Raw genomic sequence first — 20338 nt, forward strand, 5'->3', positions numbered from 1 at the left:
CCTCATCTATTGCTAAATGAGGTTTTGTATGATGAAAGTAAAGTGAATTCAGATTTTTAGAACTTATAGCGAAGGCTTGTCAAAATCTGACGAGGCGCTATCGGATTCACACTGTAGTTTTCGTGTACAGTATAATTCAATTCGTTTGTAATGTTTGATAATTTACATAAGAATGAAAATTTCCCCCATTCATAACCCAAAGAAGCATCAATTGTAGTATAACCTTCTAACGGAATATCACGATCTCTTATAGTCACAATATAAGCCGGATTCGGTTTTGGATTTGTAGGTGTTGGCGTAACAGCCGTCCATAAATAATCATCGTTCCAGCCTCCTGTGCGATTTCCAACATAATTGCCAATTGCTCCAAAAGTCAGTCCTTTTAATGTTCCGCTTTGCAATTTGTAGAAAAAGCTCAAATTGGCAGTATTTCTTGGAGTTCTTGCCAAAACGTCTCCGACAATAAGACTTCCGTTTGTTCCGGACGATTTAGAAACTTTAGTCTCATTAAAACTGTAACCAGCCATAATATTCAAACCTTCAACAGGTTTGGCGGTGATATCTATTTCAACTCCTTTTCCTTTTGTAGCTCCAACTAATTCTTTGAAATTGCTGTTGGCATTTTGTGTAACACCATCTGCTAAAAATTGCGCAGTTTGTGCCAGATTGTTATTGGTTATCTGATAAACCGTAACGTTTGTACTCAAAATACCTTTCCAGAAATCTTTTTTGATCCCTGCTTCGTATTGATCAATAATAGAGGGATCTAACGGTTTTGAATCTACTGTTGTTCCTGTATTAGGAGTAAAAGAGTTCGAATAACTCGCAAAAATCGATAAATCGGTTGTGGGCTGAATTACTAATCCTGCCTTTGGAGAAAAAGCTCTGTTTAAGGTTTTGGCTGCGGTTACAGGAACTGCATTTTCATAAGAAGTTGTAATAACATTTACATTATTCTTTTTCTCAATTACTTCTTTTGTAGTGGTAGCTTCACCTTGTTGCCAGGACCAACGTAATCCTGCCAGAACTTTTATATATTGATTGATAGAAACCAGATCTTGAAAATAAGCTCCAAAACGTTGCGTTTCTGTACTTGTTAATTGCGTAGTTCTTGTTGGGTAAGGAATAACAGTACTTTGCGTGCTGTAATCATAGGTGTATAAGTTTATTGCGGTAGCTTCTGTTGTTAAAAGGTCTGCCGGTTTTTCGGGAGCGTAGAATCCAAAAGTATAACTTGGAGCGAGAGAGTTTTCGTAGTCAACACCGGTAAAAATCTGGTGTTTTACGCTTCCTGTATTAAAAGTTCCCTGTAAGCTCAATTGGTCCCCAAAAATTTGTTCAGCACCATCTGCTTTTGTCAAACCACGTTTCCAGTTTCCGTTAGCTTCAATGGTGCTTAACTGCGCTGTAGAAGTTTGTGTTCTTCTGTAAGACTGAAAAGAAGAATTGAAGTTTAATTTCCAATTTTCATTAATATCATGATTGAATAATAACGAAGCACTTGAAGATTTTGTATTTCCGGTGGACCAAAGTGCACCGAAGAATTCGTTACGAGGCAAGTCTAAAATAGTTTTACCATAGATTCCTGTTCCGAAGTCAGGAGTCCAGTCAGCACTTAAATAATCTCCTTGTAAGGTAATCTGGGTTTTATTTGAGATTTTAAATAAAAAGGAAGGATTTACATAGATACGCTCGTTTTTTACATAGTCTCTGAAACTTTCTGAATTCTCATAAGAAGCTGTAATTCTATAAGCAATGGAGTTATTTAACGGGCCATAAAAATCAATGGTGGGTTTATAAAAAGAATAGCTTCCTACTTGCATGGCTACTTCTCCGCCTCGGGTAAATTTTGGGGTTTTGGTAACTAAATTCAGGATTCCGCCCGGTGCCACATTCCCGAATAATAAAGCAGAACCTCCTTTTAGGAATTCTACTTTTTCTAAAGAAGAAACTTCCGGAATAGAACCCGCATTGTAACGAAAACCATTTTTAAACATATTGTTGGCCGACATGTCATATCCTCTTGAAAAGAAAGATTCCTGCGCACCACCACGGGCAGAGCCCACATAAACACCATTGGCATTTTTGATAACTTCACTTAAACGAATCGCTTGTTGCTGCTCGATTACTTCAGCTCCTATAACCTGCAGGCTTTGCGGATTGTCCATAGGTTTTAATCCGGAACGAACCGCTGTAACAGGTTTAGGCTCTCTGTTGGTCGTAATCAATACTTCGTTAAGGATTTCTCCCTTTTTGTTTTTTACGGTATCATTTGCAACAGACGTATTTTCGGCAGTTGTATATTCCTGGCTGTAAGAGGCAAAACTTAAAAAAGATAAAACGAGTAGTAAAGTATATCTCATAGTATTTATTAAGAATGATTAAAAATAATTTCTGCAAATATAATTAGGTATAACTTCTTTCGCAAAGTTTATTTAGATTAATTATTATTAATGTTCTAATTATTTGTTTTTCATTGCTTTAATTTTTTAATTAACAGGAAAAATATTTTTAATTCATGCTTTAGGTTAAAACGTACTGTTGAATTTAGTATTTGAAACAACAAAAAAACCTTGCTGAAGAAGCAAGGTTTTTGAGAAATAAAGCAATTATTTAACTGTAATGAGATAAGTAGCCATTTTCCAGATTTCGTCGTATTTTTTGCCATTATGTTCTCCGGCAGCTTTTTCGGTATAAGCAAATTCTACCATATAATTTCCCGGCCAGATTGGTGTAAATGAGATTTCTCCATTTTCATTACTCCACAATTCTTTTTCCCAACCGTTAGGGGCAATAACTTTCATTTTTTGCTCTTTGGCTATCTTTCCTTCATATAAAGCATTCACATTAACTTTTGTTTTTTGTTTTGCTGTTATAACATCTTTAGAGAATAAACTAATGACATTAGAATTTACGGCAGCTTCATTTCCTTTTGCCGTATTACCGACAGTAACAGTGGCGCTTGAATTATAATCTAAAACCATAGTTCCGTAAACATCTTTTACTTTATGGTGCATGACGATGGTATAAACTCCGTCTTCATCAGGGGTAAAAAAGGCCTGATATTTATTTTCTAAAGCCGTTGCAGTAAGTTTAATTTCTTTTTTCGATGGACTAATAGCGACCAGTGAAAAATCTTTTAAATCAGAAAACCATTTTGCAGCAGGCGTAATATCATGATCTGAAAATTCTCCGAAATAAACTGAAATTTCCTGAGCCTTTCCTTTTGTTCCGGTGGCTTTAGTCTCAATCCAAAGCGCGTGGGCAAATAATTGCGGAGCAGCAACAAACATTAAAAGTAAGAATGTTATCGATTTTAAAGTTTTTGATTTCATAAGATGAAGTTTAGATGTTTAGTATAATTATTTTTACAAACTTAAGTCTTATTTAGAATAAATAAAAATAAAATAAAAAAGAACAATTCCGTTTAACGATTTCATTGCAATGGTACTTTCTAAAAAAAGAGAAAAAGGGTAGAAATTACACTTCAAAACCTTAATTTTGTGCCTTTAAATTGAAACCGTCCTCATGATTTTACCCGTTTTTAAAAAATTACAAAACACACCCAGAGGATTTCGTATAGCAAACACCGTATTTTTTTTCCTTTCCGGATTTGGATATTCTTCCTGGGTATCCAGAATTCCGCATATAAAAGCGCAGTTGCACTTATCTGAAGCTCAGTTTGGAACTGTTTTATTTGCTTTTCCGATTGGTTTAATGCTCACTATGCCTTTTACAGGAAGGTTATTAAATAAATATAGCAGCCGTTATATTATGCTTTTAGGAGCCATCATGTTTAATATTGTGCTGTCTTTACCCGGACTGGCTGCTTTTGTATGGCAGCTGGTGATTATACTTTTAATTTTTGGTGCTTCCCGTAATATTTTCAATTTGTCAATTAATGCACAATCTTTAGAGGTTCAGAAATTATATACCCAATCGATCATCACCCGTTTTCATGCGGTTTGGAGTATAGCCGTTTTTTCGGGAGCAGGTTTAGGCTATGTAATGGTAACACAGCATATTGCACCGGTGCATCATTTATTGGGAGTCAGTATTTTTATGATGGGGCTTACGGCTTGTTTTTATCCGTTGAGTATTCATAATAATCCTGTACCGGTTAAAAAGAAGTTCTTTTCGATGCCGGAAAAAAACCTCATCAAGTTTGCCGTGATTTGTTTTGTCTCTATGGCTTGTGAAAACACGATGTACGATTGGAGCGGCATCTACTTTCAAAATATATTGCATGCTTCTCCAAAGTTAACCAGTGCCGCATTTGTATTTTTTGCCACGGCTGTAACTCTAGGACGGTTGTTCGGAGACTACGGCGTAATGAAATTTGGCACAAAACAAATTCTGTTCTACAGCGGTATTTTTATCACGTTAGGGTTTGCCATTTGTTTTCTCCTTCCGTATGTGTATTCTACTATTTTTGGGTATGTCTTAATCGGAATTGGCGTTTCCTGCGTCGTTCCGTTAGTGTTTAGCATTGCCGGAAGATCATCTAAACTAAGCACTGGTTCGGCCTTAACTTCTATCTCTACTATTGGTTATCTCGGATTTTTGCTTGTTCCGCCAATGGTGGGATTTATCTCTGAATACCTAAGTATGAAATGGGCCTTTTTAGTAATGGCGGTTTTAGGTATACTGATGATTGTAATGGTGAATAAAATCGGGGAGAAGGAGTAGGTTTTTTGAAAGGTACTAAGTTGCTAAGGTTCTGAGGTTCTAAGTTTTATTTCTTGCAAAGGTGCATTTTTTTTCTTTTTTAAGGAGTCAGGCGAGTGTGTAGCTGACAATAACTACTATTAGAAATTTGTAACTACTTCTATTTGATATGTATTCTTAATTTCTGTTGCAATTTTTAAGGCCTCAATTCTGTTGTTTGCAAAATATAGCGTTTGATATTTATCATTTTGGTCAAATAAATTTATTTTGACTGTTTTTTCAGATACTGTTGTTGTCGCAGTCGCTCCAAATCCTCTTCCTCCAAAAGTTTGTTTTACAAAAGTCTCTACTAATGCTATATATTTTAGATCCTGAAAATAATTCCACGATAACCCAAAATTTATTCCGTAGACAGAAAATAGTTTTCTGTGTTTTTTATTTTGAAAATCAAATTCAAGGCCTTCTGTGGAAATAAAGAATATTCCCCAATAAGCTATAAACAAATAAAAAAGAAATAAAATTGGTCCATATCTGAAATTTATAAAAATCAAAGCGAGAAAGCTGGGAATAAATAGTAAGTTTCCAATAATAGATCTAATGAAAGAAACTTTTTCTATATAAGTGTAATTTTTCAATATTAAGATTAATTTTTTAAGACATTTTGATATAAGGCAAAATCACGAAGTCACAAACAAAATAACTTTGCGACTTCGCGACTTTGCGTGAGATTCTGATAAGCAAATTACTTCTTCACCATAATAAATCGTTCCGTAGTTAATTTTCCCTGCAGTTTTCCCGTAACCTCAGCTGTCAAAGTGTTATTTGCGCCTTTTGTGTACGTGATTTTTTGAGGATAATCATGTTGCGGATTTTCAAAAACCAATTTAGTTTCAGTTTCGCTGGTAGAAGGAAAATCAATGGCTTTGTCATTGTTTTGTCCGTTTACTGTGGCGCTGTACGTCAGTTTTTCGCCTTTTTGGGATAATACTATCTTTTCGAAATGCAAGGTATCTTTTCCTTTTATAAAATAAGAAGTCGCACTGAAAGTACTATCGTTTACTTTCTGCCAGTCTTCTGTCAGCAAGCCGTCAGGTGATTTATTTTCCCAGTTTCCGATGAGCCAGTCCGCTATTTTGATTTTATCTTTTTCAACAGATTCCTTTTTCTGACACGAAACAACAACTGTTAAAAGCATTAAAAGTGTAATTTTTTGAAACATATATTATTATTTTTTTGATGTTAAATGGAAGTACTAAAGTATGAAAAAAAAGTTAGCCACGAATTACACGAATTTTCACGAATTATTTTTAATAGCTGATGCACAAAACGTATATTAAAATCATTTCTAATCCTATATCCCGATAACAATCGGGAGTGGAAGGTTTTTCGCATTACAGATCAATTAATTCGTGAAAATTCGTGTAATTTGTGGCAAAAAATCCTTCTAATCTTTGGCAAAAAAATCTAAACACTTTCAGTCAAAATCGAATACACCAGTTCTTTTGTAGGTTTCTGGTCTTTTAGTTTCGCCCGTACGGCATCAAAAGTGACTTTAAAATCACAGCCCAGTTTATAATCGCCACAGCCGTAAGCGGTTTTTCCTTTAAGGATTGTTCCTTTTTTGCATTTCGGACAAGTTATTACATCCGAGGTCACATCTGTTTTTGCTTTTACTTTTGGGGCTGTTTTCTTAGGCTCTAATTTGAGTTTGTAATTTTCTTCAAAACGTATGAGGCCTTCTACAGTGCCGGCATCGGTTTTAAAGCCTTTTATGTTTACGGTTGATCCTTTTTGAACCAACCTTAAATACTGGTTTTCTGTTATTTTTTTATCGGCAAAAGTATACGGCAAAAGAAAATCACAACCCGCTTTATAATTCCCGCATCCGTACGCAGATTTTCCTTTTACCAGCGTGGCTTTTTTACATTTCGGACAGGTTTCGGCTAAAATTCCGGCTGCTTTCTTTTTTTCTGTTTTTACAACTTCTTTCTCCGTAGCGGCTGCGTGCGAAATATTGGCATGTCTGGTTTCGCTTCGTACTTCGTACACCAACGCTTCTACCATTCGCTTCATGTTTCGGATAAAGGCGGCGGCGGTAAAAGTTCCTTTTTCAATATCTTTCAGTTGTTTCTCCCAGGAACCTGTCAATTCAGCTGACTTGATCAATTCGTTCTGAATGGTTTCTATAAGCTGGATTCCCGTTGGCGTTGGCAATACCTGTTTTTTGTTTCGAACAATATACTGACGTTTAAAAAGGGTTTCGATAATATTCGCCCGCGTTGACGGACGCCCGATACCGTTTTCTTTCATCAGTTCGCGCAAATCTTCATCATCGACCTGTTTCCCCGCAGTTTCCATAGCACGCAGTAAAGTCGCTTCGGTAAACTGATTGGGTGGTTTCGTTTCTTTCTCTAAAAACGAAGGTTCGTGCGGCCCTTTTTCACCCACCACAAAACTGGGTAACAAATCGGCTTCTTTTTCTTTGGCGTTAGGATCTTCAAAAACAATTCTCCATCCTTTTTTCAGGATTTCCTTTCCCGTAGTTTTAAACATCACATCGGCCGCTTTTCCTACTACCGTTGTGTTGGCAACCAGACAGTCGTCATAAAAAACAGCAATAAAACGTTTGGTGATAATATCATAAACCTGCTGCTGATTGTATTGCAGATTGCTTTGTACCCCTGTTGGAATAATCGCATGGTGATCGGTTACTTTTTTATCATTAAAAACCTTAGGCGATTTTTTGATCTTTTTTTCTAAAATGGGCCGGGTTAACGTCTCATAATCCGTTAGTTTTTGCAAAATGCCCTGTACTTTCGGATAAATATCGTTGGGTAAAAAAGTAGTATCCACTCTGGGGTAGGTGATTACTTTTTGTTCGTACAAAGTTTGAGCAATTTTAAGCGTTTCATCTGCCGAAAATCCGAATTTTGTATTGCAAAATACCTGTAATCCCGTCAGGTCAAACAGCTTTGGAGCAAATTCATTCCCATTCTTTTTTTCTACGGATACAATTTCAAATTCACTTTCTTTGACTTTATTCGCCAGAAGTTCACCGTCTTCTTTTTTCAAAAAGCGGCCGTCCTCATAACTAAAAAGTGTTTCCCGGTATAAGGTTTGCAGTTCCCAGTAGGGTTGGGGTTTAAAGTTTTCAATTTCCTTAAAACGATCGACTACCATAGCCAGTGTTGGCGTTTGTACGCGGCCAATAGACAATACCTGTTTGTAACCGCCATGTTTTACCGTATACAAACGCGTGGCATTCATTCCCAATAACCAGTCGCCAATCGCTCTGGAAAAACCGGCATAGAATAAATTATCATAATTGGCAGAAGGTTTTAAGTTTTCGAAACCTTCTTTTATGGCTTCTGTAGTCAGGGAGGAAATCCATAAGCGCTGCACTTCGCCTTTATAATGTGCTTCGTTCATCACCCAACGCTGAATGAGTTCTCCTTCCTGTCCGGCATCCCCGCAGTTTATGACTACTTCGGCTTTGTCAAAGAGGCTTTTTATAATTTTAAATTGCTTTTCGATTCCTGCATTCTGCACCACTTTGGTTTCGAATTTTTCAGGAAGCATCGGCAGGTTGTTCAGGTCCCAGCTTTTCCAGTGGGGTTTATAATCATTGGGCTCTTTTAGGGTACATAGATGACCAAAAGTATAGGTCACGGCATAACCGTTGCCTTCGTAATAGCCATCGTGTTTGGTATTGGCGCCCAAAACAGATGCGATTTCACGTGCTACACTTGGTTTCTCAGCAATACAGACCTTCATTTTCTCTTTCTAATTTGAAAGCGAAATTAAGGATTTAGAAATTGGTATTGAAATTAGAAAGGGACAAAGATGCTAAGAGGCAGAGGTACAGAGGGAAAGTATATAGGGGCAAAGAGGCAAAGAGGCAGAGGTTCAAAGGTTTATTTTGTTTCGCGCAGAGGTGTTACGTTTTTTGCTTTTTAAAATTTTACTTTGCGCTTTTGCTCCCGATAGCTATTGGGATTGCGTGAAAATTTATTATTGATGTAGAAAAGTAAAAAAATAATCACGCAAAGACGCGAAGTCGCAAAGTTTTTCTCAGAACCTCAGCACCTTAGAGCCTTAGTAACTCTACTCCCCACCAAAGAAGCCCAGCATCGTTTGCAACGCGTCTTTCGAATGCATTTTCTCTCCATTTTCAAGAGATTCCTGTGCTGCTTTTGCGGCTCTTTCGCGCATTTTGTTTTCGTAGGCTGCAATCGCTTCCGGTATGGTTTTATAGTCATTAGAAGTAAGATATTCACTTAGCTCCAGAGCATCGAGCATGGCCATATTGGCGCCTTCACCTGCAAAAGGGGGCATGACATGTGCCGCATCACCAATGATGGTAGCATTTGGCAAAGATGCCCAATTCTGGTCTAAAGGGATCGAATAAATAGGACGTGGAATAAAAGGAACTGAAACATTTTCGAATAATTCGTACCAGATACTGCTCCATTCCGGATATTCTTTTTTAAACCATTCTAATATCTGAGTGGGATTAGTAAAGTCCAGGCCACTTTTTACTGCCCAGTTTTCATCGGTTTTGAAGCTGGCGTAGAACCCAATGGCGTCGTCGGCTTTTTGTCCCATCAGGATATTTTTGGTATCGCCGAATGCCATTATTTTACCGCCATTGAGTAAGGAATGGATATGGGGTGATGCTTTTTTAGATTCGTAAATAGTCCCCTCAAGCATCGTTATACCGGAATAAAAAGGTTTAATATCGGTGATGTACGGGCGTATTTTAGAATTGGCACCATCAGAACCAATTACAATATCGGCGTAGACCGACGTGCCGTTTTTGAAATGCAATAGCCAGCCCTCATTTTGTGGTTCCATCGAAAGAAAATGACTGTCCCACACGATAGTTTCAGGTTGTAAGGATTCCAATAGCATTTTTCGCAGTGCACCACGGTCGATTTCAGGTCTGAAATAGGCATTGCCAAAATCTTCCTCACGGTTTGTGTCGTGATCACTCAGGTGTATTGTGGCATTTTCGTCCAGGATGAGAGTCTTATCGGCACCCGGCATAAAATTGGTTTTAAATTCTTCAAATAAACCGGCTTTGTGAATCGCGGCCAAACCCGATTCCTCATGCATGTCCAGTGGAGAACCCTGCACTCTCGCATTTTTATTTAAATCTCTTTCGTATACTTTTACGGCTGCGTTTTGCAATTGTAAAAGTCTGGCTAATGTAAGTCCGCCAGGGCCTCCGCCGATAATGGCGACTTGTTTGTTTTCTAGTAACATTTTCGTCTGATTTTTAGATTAATTTTATTTCCGTCCGGCTTACTGGCCTGGGAACGGGACAAAATTATTCCTCTTTCAGGACGGTTAATAGTATAAATCGGTCATCTTTATTTTTTAATAATTCGCTGGGCACTACACCGGAGAATTTCTTGATTTCCTTAATGAAGTGCGTCTGATCGGTGAAGTTAAGTTCCGGAAAAAGCCTGCCTTTTGCGATATGCCCCAGAGAGGCCTTAAATCGTAAAATTTTGCAGAATGCATTGAGCGAAAGCCCGAATTGTTTATTGAAATACCGGTTGATCTGCCTGCTGCTCCAGCCAATTCTTTCCGAGAGTTCCTGTACTTTGATTTCGCCATTGGAAGTATAAATCAAATCGAAAAGTCTGCGTTTCCTTTCGTCGATTTCTGCAGGTAAAAGTGCGTTTAGTTTGAGCAGTATTTTTTGATTAAAAGCATCGAAATCCTTTAAATCAGCTGCGGTGATACCCCAAAAATCGGGAGGTAAATATTTTGCACTGTTCAAAAGTTCGGCAATAGAAGTATTTAAAAGGTATTCGACCCCGAGCGGTTTAAAACTGACCTTAAAAGCAAGTGTGTGTGGCGGAATGCTTTGTTGCTCCGGAACGGTTTCCAGACCTATAAGGGCAATACGAAAAGGTTCAGCTTCTGATTCTAAAAAAAACAAATCAACCCTTGCATCGGGCATTAGAATCACTTCTTTTGCTTTATCTGACTGGTTATGAATCATTCCAATATTTTCCACAAAGTCAGCTAGTGGCTGCTCCGGCAGGATAAATTTGTAATAAAAGTCATTGTTCATTTCAAATGCAAGTTGAGCCACTAAGGTACAAAGAGACTAAGTTATTTAGTATTTGCAACAGGATTTTTTTATTGTGTATAATATCCGGCAAATTCCCGCAGAATTGAATACAGATCTTTAAATTCAAAATAATTCGGACTTACACTACTGACATTCTGAAAGCCACGCTCTTTAAATAACATTTTTGTTCGTGTGACATGAAAATATTGGGAAACCACAAGTACACTTTCAAAATGGAGGCTGTCTTTTAGTTTAAGGGTATTGTCTACCGTTGCCCGCGTATTATTGCCCAGATTGTCTACAATTATAACCGAATCAGGGACTTTATTAGCCATTAAAAAGGCTTTCATTTTATCCCCTTCATAATATCCTTCTTTTCCTAAACCACCGCTTACTATTATTTTTTTTACACGCTGATTTTGGTATAAACTTAGCCCGCATTCCAGGCGTTTTTCCAGACGTTCCGAAAGTGTTCCGTCTTCGTTGACCTTGTTGCCCAGAATAACCGCAATATCTGCTTTTTTTCCGTTATCGCTCAAACCATCAATGGTAATGTAGAGGACGTGTCCAAAGAACCATAGCAGGAATAGGGTGAGGAGTACTTTAAATAGTGACTTCCGGTTTTTCATGAAGTTTAAATTACTAGCGAACAATTTTTGAATCGGAAAATTAGGAATTTACAATTTAGTAGTGAAATCCTATTAAGTTAACAATAGGAAGCTGCCTAATCTTTGACTTGTGCATTTTGCATATTAATTTACAAATCCTTAATTAAATCACTTGGATTTATTTTTAACGATTTTGCAATTTTAAATAAGGTGCTTATTTTCATTTCCTGAGAGCCTTTAATATATTTTCTTAAAGTTTCTACATCCATTTCAGCATCATGAGCAACCTCTCTTTGTTTTAATTGATTGTCTTGAATTATACTTTTTATCTTGATTCCTAATTGCATCACAACCTCTGGAACCTCACTTTTTCTTGTCCTTTTCATGGGAATGAAATTACAAGTAATCGATTGTTTTTAAGTGATTGCATACAGTCGGTTGTATGTAACCGTTTTTTTTATATTTTTGTCTTTTAATTATTAACTATAAGCCAATTAATCATGGAAGAAGAAGCAAACAAAGTAGTGACAGAATTTTTAGAATTAGTGAATAAAGTCAATTTTTTTACAAGATTAAAGCCAGAGAATACCAGTAATAACTCGTTTAACGTAACCCTAAAAGTATCGTCTTATAATGAATTACAATTAATGATTTCAGATCTTCTAAAAGCAAGTATTATGGTGCTTCAGGATAACAGCACTGATATAAATGCAATGACTTTAGTTGAGATTGCTTTGCAATTGCTGCCGCAGGATGAAATGGGATTACTGGATGATTTGCACAAAATTCATCTGAAGGCATGATAACCAAAATCGCTGTGCGAGTCTCAAGACTTCGCACAGCGATGTGAGGAGTACTTTAAATAGTGACTTTCGGTTTTTCATACAGGGTTGTAGTATTTTATGACTTCATGTGGCGAAGTCGGTAATAGGATAATTAGAATTTTGTAGAAGAGCGATTAGTACTTAATTGTATCTCTTTTTTATTTCTTCAATAGCATATTGGGCTGAATCCTTAACGTCTCTTTTCCTGCTTTTTAAATGTTTTTCCAAGTAAGGTATAGCTCTTAACGTTCCTATTCTGTTTAGTGTTGCGTTTGTATAAGTCAGGTTATATGGATCGTCGGAACTATTCAGAATTTCAATCAAGGCTGTTTCTGCAACGCTATCAGACGAGTAATTTAGAGATTGTATAGCGCTATGTCGAATTAACCATTTGTCACTTTTTATTGCTTGTATTAAGGGTTGCAAATCTGTTCCACTTGGTTTTTTAATCTCGGCAATTCTGTCAAGCAGCGATGAAATTATATATTTGTCAGTCTCCTTATGAATGCGGTCAATTAAATAATCTAATGCTTTAACGCTGCTTGTATTCTTGGCAAGGTGTCCAAGAATAAAATACGCCTTATCTCGTTTCTTCTTATCTTTTTCATTGTTAATAAATATAATGAGTTGTGGTACAAAATCCGTGTTTTCAACACTTTCTGCTTCTCTAAAAGCTTTCCAAGAAATTGTTTTGGAACTGTCGTAGCCAACTTCCATATTACGATCGGTCGTCTCCGACATTCTATCAATTAGGTTTATTAGATATTCATCCATTGTTTTTGTCTTTTATAGCTTGATGAGAATTTTTACTGCTAGCGTCGAATTCTCCAGACTTCGTGACCACTTATTCATTTTTATTAAATTCTTCTTTATTCGGTTTGAGTTTTTGTCATGGTGTATTATTTTTAGAAAGAGGCCTAAATAAAAATGAGAAATGAAAAACCGTTACAAGAATGCCCTCGTAACGGTTTAATTAATATTGTATATATCTTTTGTAAGGCAGAATAATTTATTTAAAACTTAATTTAAACTCCACTTTATTTATTTCTTCCAGTTTGTTAGAGGTAAATTTTATGTTTTTTATTTGATCTAATTTCACATCTAGTTTTACAGTAGCATTTATTTTCGGTTGCTTACTACTTGCATTATTTTTAATTAGTGTTTTCATATTATTTTCGTTTAATAATAAATCCGTAAAAATCACCATTTGGATCGAAAGGAACGTCGAAAACAGTACCGTTTTCATCTTCCATTGCACCAAAGATAAGAAATGTTTCTGACAACTCTTCAAGATTAAGCGATATAGCCCGTCTGTATAATCTGGTTCTTGCTTTAGTACTTCCTTTAATAAAAATATTTCTCTCCGGATATATTTCCGAAAATACATAAATAGATTTAGCAACTGTAGCTAGTACTGTATTTCTATCTCCATTATCACTCACAACTAAGTCATTGATTGTATATCCATTTTGGATTGGGTCAAAAATTAAATCTCCAAAACCTAAATTGTATAATCTTTCATTTTTTGTTACTGTATAAGCAATACCTTTCACTATTTCGCCACTAGTTCCATAACTTTCAAATGTAAAAAGAGTTGAATCTGTATTTGTATGCAAATCGTATTTAGTAATATTCATTCTTAAAAATTAATATCGCAAAAATATATTATTTTTTATAAGTTTTTACTTATAAAAAATAATATTATTTGATTTCTTTTTTAATTTTTTAAATTGAAATCGAAAGAATCTCCTAAATGCGATTGCTTCGTTCCTCGCAATGAGATCATTACTTTGGTTGCCGTCTTTTTGTGTTTTGCTTTTTGTAGTATGGAAATACCCATAAATCATAACCATCAGGAATATATGTGGTGCAATCTTCTACTTTACAAATCTGAAAAGAATGAATCACATGTTCATACATAGTTTTTTTATTAAATTTTAAATGAATGCCCTTATTGGAATCTTTTGCTTCTATTATTTTTCTTATTTCTGATTGAAAAAGACTTAAAATACTATCATCATATTTTTTATTTCCGATCAGTTTTAATGAAATAACTGATTTTGTTTTTATATATTCCTCTAAAGAAAAACCCAGCACTTTTTCGTCGTCTTTATCGCGATAATCAATTTTAGTAGCTTTTTGTTCAAATGTATCGTTTCTTAACATCCATAACAAACACGCAGAAATGAAGATAATAAGGAATGCAGAGTAAAAGTAAAATGGTTTAATTTTCATTATAATTTTTTCTTTTTAATAGGAGCAAGTTAGTACTTAATTGTTTCTCTTTTTTATTTCTTCAATAGCATATTGGGTTGCACCAATGCTGTGCAAGTCTCACGACTTCGCAAAGCGATTTTGATTTTAAGAATTAAAACTTTGACAGCAGTGAATAGTTAAATCTTTCTTTGAACTATCAAAACAATCCAGATTATAATGCCAAAGATGATGGAAAATACAAGATCGATTTTATCAAAATTTTTAAAGTCTAATATGTAATGAATTCCCGAAGAAACGGTACAACTGATTAAGAGTTTTAAAAATCTATTTGTCCAACTTTTATCCTGATATTTCCAGTTCTCTTTCTTTATAGTGCTTTTCATCTGAGTGATATTTGTAATAATTGTTAATTTGCAAAGTCTTGATTTATAAAATAAAATCACCTTCCAAAACAATCAGAGCTTCGCCTAAAATAGAAACCTTGTCCTGTAAAAGTTCGGTAGTCATGGTTCCGGTTCTCAGGGAAGACTGATACGCATTTAGTTTTGTTTTATTCAGTTTTAAGGCCCAGTATTTGGTCAAAAAGGTCTGAACACCGCCTGTTACCGGATCTTCGTTTGTTCCTGCCCAGGGCCAGAAATAGCGGTAGTGAAAATCAAAATCGGTGTGGTCAGACGCTGCGGTCACCAACACGCCGCTTATTCCGGTATGCGAATTTACCAATGCCGTAAAATCGGGTTTTAAATCGGCCAGTCTGCGGGCACTTTCGATTTCGATTAGGATGATTTTATTGTTGGGACTGTATCTTTTAGACACAACTTCAGAAATGCCCAAGGCATCGAGCATCTTTTGAGGCACGTCTGTGTCTTCGGTGTCATAAACCGGAAAAAACATTTTGATTTTCTGACCTTCTTTTTCAATCACCAATTCCACATTATCGTAGTTGATAAACGTTATGCGGTCTAACGAAGTGGTGCTGAAAACAATCTTAGAAGAAGCCAGTGTCGCATGTCCGCACAACGGAATCTCCGTCTTTGGACTAAAAAACCGGATGCTGTACGTATTGTCCGTTAGTGGTTTGATAAAAGCGGTTTCCGAGAAGCCAATTTCAGCCGCAATGCTTTGCATCTCAGCCGCATCTAAATCGGTGTCCGGCAGACAAACTGCCGCAGGATTGCCTTTGTATTTTTGATTGGTAAACGAGTCAACAAAATAGGTTTTCATTCTTTTTAGATTCTGGGTTTAGAGTTACTAAAAGTAGGAATGTTAAATGAATTTATTGAAGTTTTTTTTGCTGTGCGAAGTCTCCCGACTTCGTACCCGCTGCTATATTCCGTTTGCAATGATTTTATTTTTCTTTGTGGCTTATTGGAGTGGGTACGAAGTTGAGAGACTTCGCACAGCAGTCGCGACATTTAAGAATGAAGACATCGGAGAGCTGGGACTTCGCACAGCGTTTTATAAGAACTCTTTGGAGAGCTGTGCTGTACGATTTAAAGCATCTAATTCTTCTTCAATAAATTTTTCTCTAAAAGCCTCTTTTAACGATTCGTTACTAAGCTTTTCTTGTATGTATTTTGATAGTGGTTTCATGATTATATTTTATAATATATATAAATGAAATTCATCGATTTGATAAAATAAAAAATCCATTTTTAAAAAATAAAAATGGATTTTGAATAATCTTTTACAATTACTTATCTGAACTTTTCAATTCGTTTAGTGAATATGTTGGCACCAAAAATAATTGCTCCCATGACAAATGGAACAAAGTGAGATATTTGCCAAAAAAGATCTATACCTGTTTTTAATCCTTGGTCTAGAGTTTCAAATATACCTAAACCAATAAAAAATAAACAAATGACAAAAAGTACAAATTGAATTTTATAATTTATTTTAATCATGATGATGAATTTTAATTAGTTACAAGGGAAAGAGCGCGCGAGGAGTTAAAAAAAGTGTAATTGGTCCATCAGTTACATCGCCATTATCGTCTAATGTGATAAAAGTTTTCTCTACTTTTTTATAAGGTTTAATGATTTTTGGCGGATATAATTTTTTACCACCACCTTTACAGGCAGCACCCCATTCAGCACTTGCCCAAATAAATCCTGCAACGGCAACGGCTGTAGCTGTTCCAAATGAACCAACTTCAATAGTTGCAAGACCTACAAATGCAATACCAACACCTATAGATGCGGATAAACAACTTCCAAATAATCCTCCGCTTTTAGCAGTAATGCTACCACCATTAAAATAATAAGGGTCAAATTTATTCATTGCTTTTAACGCATCAATAAAATTATAAAAACGTTGTAACTTTTTCATAGTCATAGGCAATAATAAAATTGCACTTTCAAAATGTAATATTGAAGTATTAAAATTTTGAGTATTTAATAGCTCATCTTTGAAAACAGTTACAGCTGTTAGTTCATTTGTAGTAAAGACATGTAAATCACTTAAATATTGAACATTTTCTTCATATGATTGATCTAATATATGAACTGTTCTTTCATCAATTTGAACACTTAAATCTTTGCCAGCTAATAGATCTTGATATTCTTCATATGGTAATTGAGGATTAGGAGCTGTTTCAGTAAAAGTTTTACTCGCAAGAGTATTACTTTTTGAGATTTCGTCATCTTTTGTTTTTATAGCTTTAGCAACCGTAGCTATATCTTCATTACTTAATCTATTTATTTTTTGAATATTATTTGTTGAGAATTCTTCTTTAGTATCACAAGATGATATTATAAATAATATAACGATTAATGTTAAAAATCTTGATTTTAATGAATTATTTTTCATTATATATTGTTTAAAAATTAAAGCTTTTTAGAGTGTTTTCGTAAAATTTATCCGAGTAATTACAGTTACTCGGATAAATTCTCAAATAGCTTCTTCATTTTTGATAATCGTATTTTACAAATTATACTATAACTCATACTTATGACTCCTTTAGTTTACTTACTGTGAATTTTCTTTCAAATATAGAAGAAAATTTGATTCAATTATGAATCTGTCATAAATGATTTAGAAAAATCTTACATTTGAGTGCACAATCTATTGTGTTGCTATCAACTCCTTATAACTTAATCTCTCATCCGAATTAATTACTCCGCTGCGAAGTCTCCTGACTTCGTACCCGTTGCCATATTCCGTAGAGAATAGTTTTTAATTTTCTTTGTGGCTTATTGGAGTGTGTACGAAGTCGGGAGACTTCGCACAGCAGTCGCGACATTTAAGAATGAAGACATCGGAGAGCTGGGGAAGCGGGACTGTATTACAAATTATTTTTAAAGGCCAATTTTTTCTGTTTAATTTGAAATACAGCTTCCCATGCTAGGAGGGAAGAAATTGCATGACTGTATAAAGAGATTTCAATTGCTTTCCATCCTAAGTTTAAATTCAATACTATAATTACTGATAAAATTCCAATCGACGTAATGAAAAAAGCGGATATAAAATTATAGAATTTGTTAGGGAATTTTAAAAGAATGAAAGCAAAAAATACATTTATAAAAAACAACAATGTCAAGATTACATAAAACCAGTAATCATCATACGTCATGAAAATCTTCTGACTAATTCCTGGAATAAAAAGGTATATAATAGACAGCATTAGATATATAAATAATCTTTTTAGCATAAGTTTTGGGTTCGCATAGTTCTATTTTTTTTTGTGGCTTATTGGAGTGTGTACGAAGTCGGGAGACTTCGCACAGCAGTTGCGACATTTAAGATGAAGACATCGGAGAGCCGGAGATGTTCTTTATTTTTTTAAGATTTGGTTTTTATCGCTCTTATTAGTTCCTTATTACGTTTATCAGCTCTTGAATTTTGTAAAGAAATAACGGCCCAAATTGCTGCGGGAATCCAGCCAATTAAAGTTATTTGCAAGATTAGACAAATAATTGAAGTTACTATTTTTCCTCTCAAAAAGAAAGAAACACAGGGAAAGAAAATTGCAATTAATGTCATCATTTTTTTGTTTTTGTAAATATAAAAAAAAAATCACATGATTTTTTGCAGGGCTAGTTTTCAGAATCCAATTGCGGTTTTAGAAGTTCAATAGCCTGCTGTGCGAAGTCTCCCGACTTCGTACCCGCTGCTATATTCCGTTTAGAATAGTTTTGTATTAAATAAAAAAATAACAAGATAATTGCTTCAAAAAATACTCCTAAAAAGATTAAAATAATTATATTCGTTCTTCTTAATTTAACTATAAACCACTATAAATGAGTATAAAACAAGCAGCTACTATAGCCGAAGTCATTCAGTTACTGGATGAAATAATAGAAAAATCAAAACTAGAGCAAAGCGCTATAGGTTTGTTTGCGATTCTATACCGTGAAGTTACTGTAAAAGTAAAAGAAGGTATTCGCGATGGTTCTTTTCAGAATGGTGAACGAATGGAAAAACTGGATGTCATTTTTGCCAATCGGTATTTAAAAGCGTATTATCAATATCAGGCCAAAGAAAAACCATCTGAATGTTGGGGATTTGCTTTTGAACAGGCAGAAAAATTTTGGCCGATAGTGCTGCAGCATTTACTGTTGGGAATTAACGCACATGTGAACCTTGATTTAGGAATCGCTTCAGCCCAGGTCAGCACGGTAGAAGATATCGGGGACTTAAAATCCGATTTCGATCAGATAAACGCCATTCTTAGCAATTTGGTAGGCGGTGTCGAAAAATGCTTAATCAAAATTTGGCCAACGCTCACCATGATACTAAAATGGACCGGCAAAATGGACACCTTCTTTATTGATTTTAGCATGCAAACCGCAAGAGATGGCGCCTGGAAATTCGCCAATGAATTTGTGGCCGTTCCCGAAAATCAAATAGAGGCCTGTATACAGCTAAGAGATCAACGAATCACAGAAATTGCCCGACTAGTGTCAAACCCCGGATATTTTGTGAGTGCCGTTTTCAAGTTCATTCGCTTATTCGAAAGAGGAACTGTCGCCCAAAAAATAATGGATATGCAGATCATGGAAGAAAAAAATATGGAATGTGTGGCTACCTAATTTCAAAAGATAGCTTTGTCTTTTAGGTATTTTATGCTCAAATCTGTCTTGCAAAGTCTTTTGCTGTGGGAAGTCCTCGACTTTGCATAGCAATCCTGACATTTAAGAAGGAACACTTCAGAGATTTGGGTTTCTCAAATTTCTGTGTGAAAACGAAAATAAAAATCAACTTTCACACCACTTTCGTGTGAAAGTGAAAATAAAAAGTAAGTTTCACACAACTTCTGTGTGAAAATGAAAATAAAAATCAACTTTCACACAAGTTTTGCCTGGCGCATTGAGGCAAACTTCCAAAAAGATCAGATAGAAGAAAAAATAAGCAGATGTAGTAAATTATGTACGAAAAAATGTACTTTTGTTTCCTCCCTAACAAGCAAACAAATAGTATCGTACCAAAACAATCTTGTTTTGGGGCGGGTATTATTTTTTAAAAGAATTTTAAATATCTTTGAATTATGAGTACAGCAACAAAACCAAATCACATAGGGCGAAAAATCAGCCGTATTCGTGAGCTAAAAGACATGAAACAGGAAGCCTTAGCGCAGGCTTTAGGAACCAATCAGCAGGCCGTTTCTATTATGGAAAACAGCGAGACTATTGATGAAGAAAAATTAATTGAAGTAGCTAAGGCTCTTGGTGTAAGTGTAGAAGCCATTAAAAACTTTTCGGAAGAAGCTGTTTTTAATATTATTGGGAATACTTTTGAAGATAATGGCTCAATTACTACAGGTAATTACCATTGTACTTTCAATCCTCTTGATAAAGTGATTGAATTGTACGAACGTTTGATTCAGGCTGAAAAAGAACTGGTGAAAGCCGAGAAAGAAAAGGTCGAGTATTTAGAAAGAGTATTGAAAGAAAAGTAATAGTCTCGAAAGACAGTTTTTATAACATTGTTCAGAAGTC

At 35.3% G+C, this 20338-nt stretch carries 22 protein-coding genes; 4 read left to right on the top strand and 18 right to left on the bottom strand.

The window, feature by feature from the left end:
• Positions 1-56 precede the first annotated feature (56 nt).
• Both GJU43_RS12535 and GJU43_RS12540 read right to left on the bottom strand, forming a co-directional pair.
• On the bottom strand, positions 57-2363 hold the full coding sequence (locus GJU43_RS12535; protein ID WP_154341098.1) for a TonB-dependent siderophore receptor: 2307 nt from the start codon (positions 2361-2363) through the stop codon (positions 57-59).
• Between the two features lie 246 nt (positions 2364-2609).
• The gene (locus GJU43_RS12540; RefSeq protein WP_154341099.1) at positions 2610-3335 is read right to left on the bottom strand and encodes a hypothetical protein; all 726 of its coding nucleotides are present in this window, start codon (positions 3333-3335) and stop codon (positions 2610-2612) included.
• A 193-nt stretch (positions 3336-3528) separates the two neighbouring features.
• On the opposite strand from GJU43_RS12540, the gene GJU43_RS12545 reads away from it, so the two are divergent.
• Positions 3529-4689, top strand: coding sequence for an MFS transporter (locus GJU43_RS12545; RefSeq protein ID WP_154341100.1), 1161 nt, complete (start codon positions 3529-3531; stop codon positions 4687-4689).
• 119 nt (positions 4690-4808) lie between these two features.
• On the opposite strand, the gene GJU43_RS12550 is transcribed toward GJU43_RS12545, so the two are convergent.
• From GJU43_RS12550 to GJU43_RS12580, 7 genes are all read right to left on the bottom strand, one after another.
• Positions 4809-5303, bottom strand: coding sequence for a hypothetical protein (locus tag GJU43_RS12550; protein WP_154341101.1), 495 nt, complete (start codon positions 5301-5303; stop codon positions 4809-4811).
• A gap of 107 nt (positions 5304-5410) precedes the next feature.
• Positions 5411-5887 (bottom strand): DUF6265 family protein, encoded by a 477-nt coding sequence (locus GJU43_RS12555; protein WP_154341102.1) that lies wholly within the window; start codon positions 5885-5887, stop codon positions 5411-5413.
• Positions 5888-6132: 245 nt separating this feature from the next.
• On the bottom strand, positions 6133-8442 hold the full coding sequence (locus GJU43_RS12560; protein WP_154341103.1) for a type IA DNA topoisomerase: 2310 nt from the start codon (positions 8440-8442) through the stop codon (positions 6133-6135).
• A 330-nt stretch (positions 8443-8772) separates the two neighbouring features.
• Complete coding sequence (locus GJU43_RS12565; protein WP_154341104.1) at positions 8773-9933, bottom strand: NAD(P)/FAD-dependent oxidoreductase; 1161 nt, start codon at positions 9931-9933, stop codon at positions 8773-8775.
• A 64-nt stretch (positions 9934-9997) separates the two neighbouring features.
• Complete coding sequence (locus GJU43_RS12570) at positions 9998-10753, bottom strand: helix-turn-helix domain-containing protein (protein ID WP_154341105.1); 756 nt, start codon at positions 10751-10753, stop codon at positions 9998-10000.
• Positions 10754-10821: 68 nt separating this feature from the next.
• Positions 10822-11382: a YdcF family protein gene (locus tag GJU43_RS12575; RefSeq protein ID WP_154341106.1), complete on the bottom strand. Its 561-nt coding sequence runs from the start codon at positions 11380-11382 to the stop codon at positions 10822-10824.
• Positions 11383-11510: 128 nt separating this feature from the next.
• Positions 11511-11747: a helix-turn-helix domain-containing protein gene (locus GJU43_RS12580; protein ID WP_154341107.1), complete on the bottom strand. Its 237-nt coding sequence runs from the start codon at positions 11745-11747 to the stop codon at positions 11511-11513.
• Positions 11748-11861: 114 nt separating this feature from the next.
• Here GJU43_RS12580 and GJU43_RS12585 point away from each other — a divergent pair, with 114 nt between their 5' ends.
• Complete coding sequence (locus GJU43_RS12585) at positions 11862-12164, top strand: hypothetical protein (protein WP_154341108.1); 303 nt, start codon at positions 11862-11864, stop codon at positions 12162-12164.
• 162 nt (positions 12165-12326) lie between these two features.
• Here the strand turns inward: GJU43_RS12585 and GJU43_RS12590 are convergent, their stop codons facing one another.
• From GJU43_RS12590 to GJU43_RS12625, 9 genes are all read right to left on the bottom strand, one after another.
• Positions 12327-12959 carry a HEAT repeat domain-containing protein gene (locus tag GJU43_RS12590; RefSeq protein ID WP_154341109.1) on the bottom strand — a complete coding sequence of 211 codons (633 nt, stop codon included), beginning with the start codon at positions 12957-12959 and terminating at the stop codon, positions 12327-12329.
• A 235-nt stretch (positions 12960-13194) separates the two neighbouring features.
• Complete coding sequence (locus GJU43_RS12595) at positions 13195-13353, bottom strand: hypothetical protein (protein WP_154341110.1); 159 nt, start codon at positions 13351-13353, stop codon at positions 13195-13197.
• 1 nt (position 13354) lies between these two features.
• Positions 13355-13822 (bottom strand): hypothetical protein, encoded by a 468-nt coding sequence (locus GJU43_RS12600; RefSeq protein WP_154341111.1) that lies wholly within the window; start codon positions 13820-13822, stop codon positions 13355-13357.
• Positions 13823-13970: 148 nt separating this feature from the next.
• Positions 13971-14420: a hypothetical protein gene (locus GJU43_RS12605; RefSeq protein WP_154341112.1), complete on the bottom strand. Its 450-nt coding sequence runs from the start codon at positions 14418-14420 to the stop codon at positions 13971-13973.
• Between the two features lie 408 nt (positions 14421-14828).
• A complete protein-coding gene (locus GJU43_RS12610; protein WP_154341113.1) occupies positions 14829-15626 on the bottom strand; it encodes a PhzF family phenazine biosynthesis protein in 798 nt (265 codons plus the stop codon).
• A 234-nt stretch (positions 15627-15860) separates the two neighbouring features.
• Positions 15861-15995 carry a hypothetical protein gene (locus GJU43_RS23175; RefSeq protein WP_255473793.1) on the bottom strand — a complete coding sequence of 45 codons (135 nt, stop codon included), beginning with the start codon at positions 15993-15995 and terminating at the stop codon, positions 15861-15863.
• Positions 15996-16099: 104 nt separating this feature from the next.
• On the bottom strand, positions 16100-16306 hold the full coding sequence (locus GJU43_RS12615) for a hypothetical protein (RefSeq protein WP_154341114.1): 207 nt from the start codon (positions 16304-16306) through the stop codon (positions 16100-16102).
• 19 nt (positions 16307-16325) lie between these two features.
• Positions 16326-17210, bottom strand: coding sequence for a hypothetical protein (locus tag GJU43_RS12620; RefSeq protein WP_154341115.1), 885 nt, complete (start codon positions 17208-17210; stop codon positions 16326-16328).
• Positions 17211-18182: 972 nt separating this feature from the next.
• The gene (locus GJU43_RS12625; protein WP_370455614.1) at positions 18183-18386 is read right to left on the bottom strand and encodes a YqaE/Pmp3 family membrane protein; all 204 of its coding nucleotides are present in this window, start codon (positions 18384-18386) and stop codon (positions 18183-18185) included.
• A 254-nt stretch (positions 18387-18640) separates the two neighbouring features.
• Between GJU43_RS12625 and GJU43_RS12630 the strand changes: the two genes are divergently transcribed.
• Both GJU43_RS12630 and GJU43_RS12635 read left to right on the top strand, forming a co-directional pair.
• Positions 18641-19432 carry a DUF5995 family protein gene (locus GJU43_RS12630; RefSeq protein WP_154341116.1) on the top strand — a complete coding sequence of 264 codons (792 nt, stop codon included), beginning with the start codon at positions 18641-18643 and terminating at the stop codon, positions 19430-19432.
• A 455-nt stretch (positions 19433-19887) separates the two neighbouring features.
• A complete protein-coding gene (locus tag GJU43_RS12635; protein ID WP_154341117.1) occupies positions 19888-20298 on the top strand; it encodes a helix-turn-helix domain-containing protein in 411 nt (136 codons plus the stop codon).
• Positions 20299-20338: the final 40 nt, after the last annotated feature.

This window comes from Flavobacterium sp. LC2016-23 (assembly GCF_009674775.1).
Lineage (GTDB): Bacteria > Bacteroidota > Bacteroidia > Flavobacteriales > Flavobacteriaceae > Flavobacterium.